The organism is Shewanella sp. DW31 (assembly GCF_015767295.1).
Lineage (GTDB): Bacteria > Pseudomonadota > Gammaproteobacteria > Enterobacterales > Shewanellaceae > Shewanella > Shewanella oncorhynchi.
On the sequence record NZ_JADWMP020000020.1, the window covers coordinates 98,142 to 107,910 of the forward strand.

Annotated in this window: 14 protein-coding genes, 2 tRNA genes and 1 other RNA gene; 3 read left to right on the top strand and 14 right to left on the bottom strand. The window is 46.2% G+C overall.

Going from position 1 to position 9,769, the window contains the following annotated elements:
- Positions 1–23 precede the first annotated feature (23 nt).
- The 14 genes from GWI56_RS16335 to GWI56_RS16400 all read right to left on the bottom strand — a co-directional run bounded on the left by GWI56_RS16335 (position 24) and on the right by GWI56_RS16400 (position 7,782).
- A complete protein-coding gene (locus GWI56_RS16335) occupies positions 24–581 on the bottom strand; it encodes a hypothetical protein (protein WP_198573504.1) in 558 nt (185 codons plus the stop codon).
- Positions 582–630: 49 nt separating this feature from the next.
- The gene (locus GWI56_RS16340; RefSeq protein WP_198573505.1) at positions 631–882 is read right to left on the bottom strand and encodes a hypothetical protein; all 252 of its coding nucleotides are present in this window, start codon (positions 880–882) and stop codon (positions 631–633) included.
- 81 nt (positions 883–963) lie between these two features.
- Positions 964–1,419, bottom strand: coding sequence for a Mor transcription activator family protein (locus GWI56_RS16345; protein WP_198573506.1), 456 nt, complete (start codon positions 1,417–1,419; stop codon positions 964–966).
- Complete coding sequence (locus tag GWI56_RS16350) at positions 1,412–2,023, bottom strand: regulatory protein GemA (RefSeq protein ID WP_198573507.1); 612 nt, start codon at positions 2,021–2,023, stop codon at positions 1,412–1,414. Before GWI56_RS16350 ends, GWI56_RS16345 begins: the two co-directional genes overlap by 8 nt.
- Positions 2,017–2,238, bottom strand: coding sequence for a hypothetical protein (locus GWI56_RS16355; RefSeq protein WP_131524992.1), 222 nt, complete (start codon positions 2,236–2,238; stop codon positions 2,017–2,019). Before GWI56_RS16355 ends, GWI56_RS16350 begins: the two co-directional genes overlap by 7 nt.
- 16 nt (positions 2,239–2,254) lie before the next feature.
- Positions 2,255–2,327, bottom strand: an RNA gene (locus GWI56_RS16360) — hammerhead ribozyme type II.
- 11 nt (positions 2,328–2,338) lie between these two features.
- Positions 2,339–2,638, bottom strand: coding sequence for a hypothetical protein (locus GWI56_RS16365; RefSeq protein WP_198573508.1), 300 nt, complete (start codon positions 2,636–2,638; stop codon positions 2,339–2,341).
- Between the two features lie 19 nt (positions 2,639–2,657).
- Complete coding sequence (locus GWI56_RS16370; RefSeq protein ID WP_198573509.1) at positions 2,658–3,293, bottom strand: DUF3164 family protein; 636 nt, start codon at positions 3,291–3,293, stop codon at positions 2,658–2,660.
- A 1-nt stretch (position 3,294) separates the two neighbouring features.
- On the bottom strand, positions 3,295–3,507 hold the full coding sequence (locus GWI56_RS16375) for a hypothetical protein (RefSeq protein WP_063884365.1): 213 nt from the start codon (positions 3,505–3,507) through the stop codon (positions 3,295–3,297).
- Between the two features lies 1 nt (position 3,508).
- A complete protein-coding gene (locus GWI56_RS16380; protein ID WP_131524989.1) occupies positions 3,509–4,024 on the bottom strand; it encodes a hypothetical protein in 516 nt (171 codons plus the stop codon).
- Complete coding sequence (locus GWI56_RS16385) at positions 4,021–4,557, bottom strand: hypothetical protein (RefSeq protein WP_076500566.1); 537 nt, start codon at positions 4,555–4,557, stop codon at positions 4,021–4,023. The genes GWI56_RS16380 and GWI56_RS16385 overlap by 4 nt, the downstream gene beginning before the upstream one ends.
- Positions 4,558–4,562: 5 nt before the next feature.
- A complete protein-coding gene (locus GWI56_RS16390) occupies positions 4,563–5,285 on the bottom strand; it encodes an AAA family ATPase (protein WP_012089134.1) in 723 nt (240 codons plus the stop codon).
- A gap of 60 nt (positions 5,286–5,345) precedes the next feature.
- Complete coding sequence (locus GWI56_RS16395; protein WP_198573510.1) at positions 5,346–7,562, bottom strand: DNA-binding protein; 2,217 nt, start codon at positions 7,560–7,562, stop codon at positions 5,346–5,348.
- Positions 7,555–7,782 carry a hypothetical protein gene (locus GWI56_RS16400; protein WP_041411143.1) on the bottom strand — a complete coding sequence of 76 codons (228 nt, stop codon included), beginning with the start codon at positions 7,780–7,782 and terminating at the stop codon, positions 7,555–7,557. Before GWI56_RS16400 ends, GWI56_RS16395 begins: the two co-directional genes overlap by 8 nt.
- Positions 7,783–8,071: 289 nt before the next feature.
- Between GWI56_RS16400 and GWI56_RS16405 the strand changes: the two genes are divergently transcribed.
- The 3 genes from GWI56_RS16405 (at position 8,072) to GWI56_RS16415 (ending at position 9,769) form a co-directional block, all read left to right on the top strand.
- Entirely contained in the window at positions 8,072–8,815 is a 744-nt protein-coding gene (locus tag GWI56_RS16405) for a helix-turn-helix transcriptional regulator (RefSeq protein ID WP_198573511.1), read from the top strand.
- Between the two features lie 745 nt (positions 8,816–9,560).
- A tRNA-Asn gene (locus GWI56_RS16410) sits at positions 9,561–9,636 on the top strand.
- Between the two features lie 57 nt (positions 9,637–9,693).
- Positions 9,694–9,769: transfer RNA gene (locus GWI56_RS16415), tRNA-Asn, on the top strand.

Sequence of the window (9,769 nt, forward strand, 5' to 3'; positions counted from 1 at the left end):
ATTTATTCATAATTATTTTTAAACTAAAGTTGAATATTTCTGATATCACTAATGTTCACCAAATTACCATTGTTTATCTCAAGCTTTTGCGACAGCAGCCCCTCTTTTGGGATCATCCGCAACCACAGATATTCCTCGGTTTCGGTCCCCACTTTGCGCTTACTCTCTGCCACTAATACCAGATCATCCAAGCGTGAACGACTCAAACTAAACTCACCGTCCTTATTGGTTTGAATGGTTTCAACTAGTGGTATTTGGATCTCTTTGATTAGGGTTATGGTCTCGCACGAGACGATCAGTTCGTAGTTAGCTTTGGCGCTTTCTCGGTTTGGGCCGCCGCTCAGGTACGCCAATTCAACCTCAGATTTATCAGGTAAGCCCATACATTGTTGATTGGCAAAATGTTGCTTTTGATAGAGCGCTTCTCGAAATTCTTTAAGGGAGTAGACCTTGATTAGAGTGTTAGGAATGGGAATGACATCAGCACCTTGAGTTACAACATAAAGAGAACCAGTAACCTTAATCGGGAAAAATAGATATGCGAAAGCAAAGCCTATGAGAACCAGCGCAATCTTTTTCATTCTTAATCCTTTAAAATGTTGTCCCTGAGATTGATGCTATTTAATACTGCTACTTTCTTTTTATATTTTTATAACGATAATTCGTGGTGATTTCGGGCATTACGAGGCGCTTAACATTATCAAACTCGCTTGGCTCTAAAACATCATCAAAATAACTTAACGGAAAAGCACCTGCCCCAGTACGCTTGATACGTTGTGTTCTTCCACGTTCAAACTCATCGAACTCATGTGTATTGGTATCATAGGGGTTTTCACTATATGAATTGGCTTTAAAGCCTTCCATATATTCTTTACTTCTCATAAAGATATCCTTATCTAAGATAAACTGACTTGTTAGAACAAGTGATTAAAAACTACCCTCTAAAAGAATATTTTTCAACTATCAAAACAACCGCCTTTGCTTCCTAGCAACAAAAGCCGCCCTTTGCTCTGCCACTATCTGACTGATCCGGCGCTCGGTGAGTCCATAGTCACGGCTCAACTGCTCTAGGTTATTGCCCTTAAACTCGCGCCAAATGCGGATATCCCGCAGCGCATCCTTGAGGCGTTCGCCATTGGGGATGTAGATATCGCGCCCGCCTAGGTAGGCGCTTAGGCTAGTGGCTAAGGCTTCGCTGACATTATCCGCGTTATCAATATCGTATTGTTTTAGGGTTTGGCGCATCACATCACACAAGCTTTGCAGGGTTGAGGGCCAGCGACGAATGAAGTCCTCACGCTCATCAGGCTTAAGCGTGGCTAAGGTTTTGAGGGCTTGTTCCAGCTCGGCGGCGCTGGTGGACAATAAATCCAACTGGTTTTCGGGAATGCTAACCGCGTTTAGGATGTGCTTACTCATGGCCATGCCCCTCGTATTGCGCGACGATCACTTCATAGTTTGCGGGGCGTGTACCTGCTTCATTCATCTTTAGCCGCTCACCACGGACGGTAATGCGCTCAATCAACACCCGCTTGTGCCAGTTTTTCAGGCTTTCTAATACTTTGTAGGCTTGCTGTTCTGTAATCCAAGCGGTGGCATCCACGCCTTCACTTTTACTACGTAGCGTCATACGGCGCACATAGGCATCGAGTGCCGACTCGCTGTTATCTTGGATCACTAAGTGGTGGCCCATGGTGATCCAAATGGCACGTATTTTATCTATGCTGGCCAATTTACTTTTACCCGCAGCAGGACTTAAACGGCGCTTTTTATGGGTGTTTAACGTGGGTTTAAAGCCCTTTTGTTTAAACACTTCTAACGCCTGTTCAAGCTCGGGCAAGTTCATTGCCCGCAGGGAATCTTTACCCGTGGCATTTTTCAGCATGGCGCGGTAGATGGCTTCATCGAGCTGCAATGATCCCTTAGCCACATTGATTAAAGTGATAAGGCGCTTCTTGTGTTGAGCGACTGGGTGCGCCTGCGAATTACCATGCACAGGGGCTTTTTGATTAGTTTCTAACATTCGTCATCCTCATCGGTTGTCGCACTGGATACTATCTTGATGGCTTTAGGCTGACTCTTAAGCTGCTGCCAATTCGGTGTTGCTGCATTTAAAAAGTTAACAGCCCAAAGCTCACGATCGGCGAGCAGTTCTGCCTTAGTTTTCCCCTTACGAACGGGCCTAACTGGGCAGTTCGCAATGGCATATTTGAGTAAGCGTTTAGCATAGGGTGTCATTCATCTTTGCTCTTTTTGTTAGCTGCTCATCAGTACCCAGCCACTACGCTGGATAGACACTAGCGACCTAGGCCGCCAGTGTTTCGCTGGGTCTTGGGCTCTAACCCGCTGTTGCTAGTAGCCCTAAGTTGTTGAGTGACTTTTCCATAAAGAAACCGATCACAGCGCGGCGTTCGCCTGCAAACTCTTGGCTTAACTCCTTGAGCGCATTGAGCAGCGCAGCGCACATCATCAAACAGTAATGCGGCCTTTCAGCGGCTAGGCCACTGAGTTCGCTGCGCATATTGTCAAAGCTGGCTTCAAGTAAGGTCGCTTGGCGTAATTGAAACGCCACCCGATCGAGTGCGGCTTGGTTGTCATCGAATAGGTGTTGAATGCCCGATTGTGTGCTGAGTGTCATGATGTGCTCCTTGCCCACCCTAAAGGGTGCTGATATCCATTGGTAGTTGGGTGTATTTGCCGTTGGGTTGACGCTCATATAAACGCAGGTACTGGCTAGTACCTGTGATTTGAATCGCGTCGGCTATGGCGTCCATGGCCCGTTTCCAGTTGGCATCGTCGATATCCAGCTGGCGCAGGCTGAGTACTTGGTTAACGTCGATACGACCTTGTTGGTTTACCCGAAACGCATGTTCAACCATGGCCATCAGGCGGGTATCCGCGCCACCGCTCCAGCTTTTAATGCAATCATCAATCAAGGTTTTAGCGGTTTGAATGCGTTCATCAAATACGCGGTGTTCACCTACAGCACGGCGTACTTGGTACTTGCCATCAAAGCTAGTAAGTAAAATATTGCCCTTACTACCACCAACCTTAACGCCATATTCACTGGCTGATAGTTCGGCAAAGCCATCAATTTGCGCCATCGTCATCAGTTTGAAATTAAGCATCTGTTCACGCAGTTCCTTGGCAGAACCGACAATAGCTAGCACCACTTCATCGCGCAGTTTGTCCACTGCCTTAATACGGTCTTCATGTACCAAATCGCCTACCGCGTTTTTGCGGTAGCCCTGCGGAATAGCGGTTTGGTTGTGGGTTTGTTCTTGTGTGTTCATCTTATTTGTCCTCATTCCAGCGTACGGTTACGCCATGAAATTGCACCGCCATACAACGGCGACGAATGCCTTTTATGTTCTCGATAATCTCAACTGCCATGCGTTTAAAATCACGGCTTGGAACGTCAATTTGGATAACACCGCGATGCTGGCTAACGACCTTCATCCCACGAAGCCTTAAGGCGGCAATCACATTGATAGCTTTTGTTTGCATGTTATTTACCTTTCCATTTGTTATCCCAAAGGGCGCTATTTAGGCGGTTAGCCACCTTTTGCAATTCTCTTTCGAGTAGTTCGATATGCTGTAGTTGATCGCCCTGGGCGAGTCGGCGACAAAACGCGAGCTGTTCCTCTACGTTGTAACGACTGTCTGTCGCCGATTGCACATCGATCCTCTGTGTTACTGCCGACTGCTTTAACTGCGAATGTGGGCAGCCACCGCGACAGGCGCGATAGAGCCGGACGCGTTGTGGGTTGGTAGAGCTAAAAGGCCGTTCTTGATTGTCTTTGCAGGTATCAACGCTGATTTGTCCTGCAACGGGGCACTGTACGTGGTGACGTAAGTAGCGCCCTTCGACACGATTTTTAATGGTGTCGATATTGCCTTTGTATTTGTTCAGCAGGACCTGATTAAGCATGGTCGGACTGACACCTAGCTCTCTGGCAATCTGCGCTTGGCTGCTCTCACTTACTTTTAACTCAAGCACTTGGAACCAATTGTCCTTGTTCATAGCGCCTCCCTATAGGGATAAAACTTCGATTTGGTTGGTGCATAAATACCGTCATCGATTAGCTCTGGTGCTAAAGCGCCACAGTCAACGTTGAGGTGATAAATGATCATTTCCTCTTCGATAGCTCTGATGCGGATCAAGCCTGCCCGTTGTAGGGCATTGAGGTAACGCTTTACCGTTGAGCGCGCCACCCTAGCTGTGACCATGATTTCTTCAATCGAGAAATTGCGCATGATGCGGCAGCTGTTCCAGATCCGCTGATTCGCTTTAATCTTGGCGAACTGAGACTGGCGCTTTAACGGGCTGTCATCGTTTAACCAGTAGCGGTTGGTCAGCCCTGTACGCCCTTTCCATTCGAGTGTTAAGCGCCCTTCTCGATACAAATCACGTAAAAAGCGATTTGCGAGGCACTTGGGCATTCCCGATGCATCGGCAACTTGTTCAGCACTAAAGCTGACTTTTCGATTGCGACAACAGCACATAAACAACCATGCGCTGTGCCTTAACGGGGTTGAGCGTTTGACTTGTGCCATAACGCTTAACCCACAAGGCTTGGACGTCGAACACCATGGAATGGCTGTGCCCCCCAGTGTTCTGCTGTGACGTAATCAAGTTCGTTCATTTTGGCGAGACGTTCGATTTGATTAAGCCCAATGACAATGCGACGAGCCTCACCACTGCTGGCTTTACGCAGTTCATCAAGGAGTTCTGGTTCGACTTTGATATCGTTGTCTAAGAGGGAATCTGCCATCACCATGACGTCATCTAAGTCGGCTGGTCGAAACTCAACCCACTCTGAAATACGGTTGAAGAACTGTTTGCGTGTGCTGATACGGCGGGCGATTTGGTCCATACCAATGAGGATCACAGGGACTTCTGTGTTGTCGTAGAGATCGCGCACCGTTTCAAGCATACGAACGTCCGACATGAGGTAGTCGGCTTCATCGATAAACAGCGGGCGTTCGTACATGCTCATTTGCTCGATAGTGAAATCGACCATCTTATTAATGCGCCACATGCCGCTCGATCCGAGTTCGCCCACAATACGGTTCATTAGCGTACTGGCACTGTCTGTGGCCATGGCTCGAACATAGATACCGTTCACTTGGTTAAACAGATAAGTGGTTGCAGTTGTTTTACCAAAGCCACTTGGGCCGTGGTACAAACCGAGACCTGGTACACCTATGCCTCGGGTACAAAGGTTGTCGAAGGCGTCTTGGGCTGTCAGAACATTTTTTACAGGTGCGATCACTGCTTTCATTTTGTATACTCCATTTGCTTTAGTTTTATGGCCTTCATGGCCGTTGTGGGTCATAAGTGCTCAGTTGGTCGCTCTGCGCTTATGGCCCATGATTTCATCAATGCGTTTTGCCCCTAACTTGTTGTGCTTTTTGTAATCCTTTAGGAATGCATCCTCCTTTGGCGTTAATTCACGGTTGAGAGATTCAGCGGCAAGCAAACGTGCCTTTTCGTGCTCATTACGCACTAAGGTTGCATGCTGTTGATTAATGGTGTTTTTACGTTCTTCAATCGCTTTACGCTTCTGGCGTAAATGCTCAATTTGTTGGTCGCTATAAGCAGGCTTATTGGTTTTAACGAGCTGCTCTGCAGCCTCAGTTAATGCCATTAAACTGGGGTTTTGGTGGGCTATTGGCTGGGTTGGAAACTCGACTAGTGACTTAGCCTGCTTGGCATAGTGTTCAATGACGGTTTGATGGATCTCGCCTATGTTGAACGTTTTAGCGAGTTGCTTCATTTCGGCCCTGAAACTACGCAGTGACTTGGCTTCTTCTTTTTTGGTTTGACGATAAGCCGCAGGGCTGATCTCTTGACCTAAAAGACGGCTATCAACCGCTTCAATTCGTGTTTCCCAATTATTGATCGGGTAAATAAACGCACGAGCGACGTCTGTTGGATCGAGAAATACACGGACTCGTTGCCCTTTCCACTCATGATCCAACATTTCAGGAGCCGTATAACGCAATCCTCCAGCTTTAATAAAGCCTTTAAGGATGGTGTACTCGCCAACGTGGTTAAGCAGGAGATCTAAGGCTTCAGGATGTTCGACTGCCCGCACTTGATATTGAGCTGCGCGATAGACTTCATTGGGTGTTTTACCCTTTAAGCCATCGTGTGCGCGGAGGTGATAATAGGCATCAACCCAATTATCAAGCAGTTGCTGTAATTCCGGTTGCGTCATACGGAGATCGTAATCAGCCTTTTCGTTCTCTTTCTTGTTGCGCTCTTTAAGGCGTACCGCAAATTCTTTCCGAGCCTCGATAGCCTCGCGATCATTGACGTTATGGCCAATGTAGCCAGGCAGTAACTCAATAAGATCATGGCTGAGCGTCTTAAAGAAACGTTCGATAAAGGGCTTTTCCCAACCTGAGTATGGGTTAGCTCGGCTTTGTTCTAAGTCGAGTAAGTGATAGATGCTCGTGGTTCGCTGGCTGACATAATCGCTGCCGTTATCGGTACGCATTAAGCCGCCTTGGTTTGGAACTCCCCAAGCCAGCAAGGTTTTACGCATTAAAAGGCAAATGCCTTCGCTTGATGAAGTGGGCGAAACAAGCAGTTTGACGCGACGTGTGAAGCAGTCGATCACCGCAATAATGGTGTGTCGCCCTTCTTTCAACATGGCATCGACTGGGGTTGAGTCAAATTCCCATACATCGTTTGGCGCAGCCATCCATGGATAGGTTTGCTCAACCGCAGTGCGGTATTTATCGTTGAATTTTTTAGGGTTTGTGGTGAATGTAAAAGCCGCTTGATTCTGGCTTATCCATTTATTCACCCAGCGGCGAATGCTGGAGATGCTTGGGATCTGCCAAGGCATGTCGGTTTTTATCGCATAGATCTCGGCTAGCTTTTTAAGCTGCTTTGCCTTGCCTGCCAGATGCGGTTTAGCAGTGATCAGCCCTTTTAGGAAGTCAGCTAAGTCGGGCTCGTCATTCAGTAGACAAGGACGCTCAACTTTATATTTACCAGCGAGTGCGCTAACGCCATCTTTTGCTAAAATCTTTTCCCAACGGCGGATCGTTACAATAGAAACGCTGCTAATAATTGAGAATACCCAGTCCGGTAGTGCAATCGAACGCTGGGCATATGCTTTGCAGAATGCTTTTTCACCATCAACGAGCTTGCGAACCTCAAGGTAAGGCATGCAAAATTTAGCCTTAGCATTGACGATCAGCATCTTTGCATCAGCCCGCTTTTGCGCTTTATCAGGTAGGTTTATAAACTGCTGAATGCTCTTGGCTTTTTCTGTTTGACTCACTGCAGGCATTTGCAGTTTGGCAACAGCAGATCCCGCACGCATCAAGGACGTTGGAGATTTTGCTATCTTCTCCGCTTCCTGTTTTGCCAGCTTCTGACGAGCCTCAAGGGGTAAACTATTTAGGTGATATTCAAATCCACCACCTAGCCCTTGTCGCCTTTGCTTTTGCCAGTTTTCATGTTTTGCCCTATCACGGACGCGTCTATCCCCGACATCCAATAGCTCTGCAATTTCTACAGTGCTAAACCATTCCTTAGTCATGGTGCTCTCCCACTAAATCAACACCAAGGTATTCAGATAAAGCAGCCATGATCTTGATGGCTTTTAAGCGTTTAGGTTTACGACCTGTATTGGGTGCAAACCATTGAACGCACTTCTGAACCGTCCTTGGGTTATATCCATGCGTAATCGCCCACGCACGGCAGCTTTGTCCATTTGCGAGCAAGGCTGCATGTATATGACGAGCGCTTTCTATCTTCATAAGAATTACCGTGCTAATATTTTGATTACGTTCGCATTGCGAACGAACGCAGTTTAACTACAATACGTTACGCACTGCGTAACGTATTGCGAATATAGATCCGAGTTAGGCACAAATCAACAGCTTTTTGCTTTTTTGCGCAGAAAATTACGCAATAAAGTTATTTTAGTGCGCAAAAGATTGATGTAGTTTCGGTTGCATATTCAGTAAACCATTACTAATTCGGTAGTTTTTAAGTAATAACTATTGCTCTCTTGAGCGTTAAATAGATTTTGGTTCGAGGAAAATAATGAAGTCGGAAGCCTTACATTCAGATCCAACTTTAGATCCGACTTCCACAACTGAAGTCGGCACTCTTGCTGACCGTATTTCGGAAGCAATTGGGAAAAACAGTATTAGAGAGTTCGCCATTAAAATTGGCGTATCTGAAGGCACCCTACGTAATCTAATCAAAGGTGGAGAACCTAAGTTAGATACGGCAATACGTATAGCAGAAGAGGCTGGCGTGAGCATTCGTTGGCTTGCAACTGGCAATGGCCCTAAATACCCGAATCGCCAACGCGATGAAATTTCCCAGGAAGGTGTTGTTTACGTCCACCAAGACCAATTCAATGAAGAGTATTTCTTGATTGAAGGCTATGACGTGGTGGTAAGCACTGGGCATGGTGCGTTTAATGATGAAACAGGTGTACGCAGACGGCTGCCGTTTAGAAAAAACTGGCTTAAATATCGTAGTTTAAAGCCCGAGAATCTCAAAGTCGTCTATGCCAAAGGCAATTCGATGGAGCCCGCCATACACAGCGGGGATAGCCTACTGGTTGATATCAGCAAAACGACGCTAGAAGACGGCTGTATCTTCGTATTACGCCTGGGCGACGATCTTTACGCCAAGCGCTTACAGAAACTGTTTGATGGCGGCATAGAGATACTCAGTGACAACAAGGAGTATAAATCTCAGATTGTCTCTGCAGGCGAACTGCCAATGCTGCAAATTATTGGCAAAGTCGTTTGGATGGGTAAAAACCTCGATTAAATCTTTAAAAGTTCCGAGTTTATCAATCTTGATGAGCTGTGATTCTTTTTCAAAGCTGGCGAACCATTTTGGCGCCAGCTTTGTTTTTATCAATCCTAGTGAATCACTTCCGACTTAACTCACCACTCGTACAACTCTTGTACACCAAGGCCTCCCGCCTAGTTTCAACTAATCTCGGCTGTTCTCACTTATTGTCAATCCATTTGACTGGTTACATGTAATTAACGCGAGCTGTAGTCGCGCATCTGGTGCCACAACTTATAGTGAAGTGCATCACTTCATTTGAAAAACAGCTCACGCTAATTCGATAAAGCCTCAATTAACACCTCCATCAACAACAGCAAACTTGTTAAAACAGAAAAACAGACTTTAACGGCGAAAAGATAACCCACGTTTTCTATCGGTATAAAGAACTGAGTAAATTCACATTACCCCACCTGAGATCCTTTTTGAGCGGTTTGAGTCTTAAGTACTCGACCAAGTACCAAAAACAGTGTCGATTATTTAGCGAATGATTTCAATTTCATAGAATCACCGCTTAAAAACGATGGACTCAATTATGGCTATATTGCGAATTGTTAAGTGGTTTTTCACGAAAAATGTCGAATTCTGCACCACGATGCACATTAGATGAGCACTTAACAGCATAATTACACTTTTTTTAGTAACTCGAGTTGACTCATCCAACAGAGCGTTTTACTATGCGCTCCGTTCTCAACGAGTCGCTACGATTGTGTGAAACGATTCCCCTGTAGTTCAGTCGGTAGAACGGCGGACTGTTAATCCGTATGTCACTGGTTCAAGTCCAGTCAGGGGAGCCACTTTAAGCACATGATAAAAATGAGTTAGAACAAGCAGTAAGATAAGTTGTAAACAATTCCCCTGTAGTTCAGTCGGTAGAACGGCGGACTGTTAATCCGTATGTCACTGGTTCAAGTCCAGTCAGGGGAGCCA

Coding starts and splice junctions, on each gene's coding strand:
- GWI56_RS16375 (WP_063884365.1), bottom strand. CDS start 3,507: ATGCAAACAAAAGCTATCAATGTGATTGCCGCCTTAAGGCTTCGTGGG.
- GWI56_RS16335 (WP_198573504.1), bottom strand. CDS start 581: ATGAAAAAGATTGCGCTGGTTCTCATAGGCTTTGCTTTCGCATATCTA.
- GWI56_RS16380 (WP_131524989.1), bottom strand. CDS start 4,024: ATGAACAAGGACAATTGGTTCCAAGTGCTTGAGTTAAAAGTAAGTGAG.
- GWI56_RS16350 (WP_198573507.1), bottom strand. CDS start 2,023: ATGTTAGAAACTAATCAAAAAGCCCCTGTGCATGGTAATTCGCAGGCG.
- GWI56_RS16355 (WP_131524992.1), bottom strand. CDS start 2,238: ATGACACCCTATGCTAAACGCTTACTCAAATATGCCATTGCGAACTGC.
- GWI56_RS16400 (WP_041411143.1), bottom strand. CDS start 7,782: ATGAAGATAGAAAGCGCTCGTCATATACATGCAGCCTTGCTCGCAAAT.
- GWI56_RS16370 (WP_198573509.1), bottom strand. CDS start 3,293: ATGAACACACAAGAACAAACCCACAACCAAACCGCTATTCCGCAGGGC.
- GWI56_RS16390 (WP_012089134.1), bottom strand. CDS start 5,285: ATGAAAGCAGTGATCGCACCTGTAAAAAATGTTCTGACAGCCCAAGAC.
- GWI56_RS16405 (WP_198573511.1), top strand. CDS start 8,072: ATGAAGTCGGAAGCCTTACATTCAGATCCAACTTTAGATCCGACTTCC.
- GWI56_RS16395 (WP_198573510.1), bottom strand. CDS start 7,562: ATGACTAAGGAATGGTTTAGCACTGTAGAAATTGCAGAGCTATTGGAT.
- GWI56_RS16340 (WP_198573505.1), bottom strand. CDS start 882: ATGAGAAGTAAAGAATATATGGAAGGCTTTAAAGCCAATTCATATAGT.
- GWI56_RS16345 (WP_198573506.1), bottom strand. CDS start 1,419: ATGAGTAAGCACATCCTAAACGCGGTTAGCATTCCCGAAAACCAGTTG.
- GWI56_RS16365 (WP_198573508.1), bottom strand. CDS start 2,638: ATGACACTCAGCACACAATCGGGCATTCAACACCTATTCGATGACAAC.
- GWI56_RS16385 (WP_076500566.1), bottom strand. CDS start 4,557: ATGGCACAAGTCAAACGCTCAACCCCGTTAAGGCACAGCGCATGGTTG.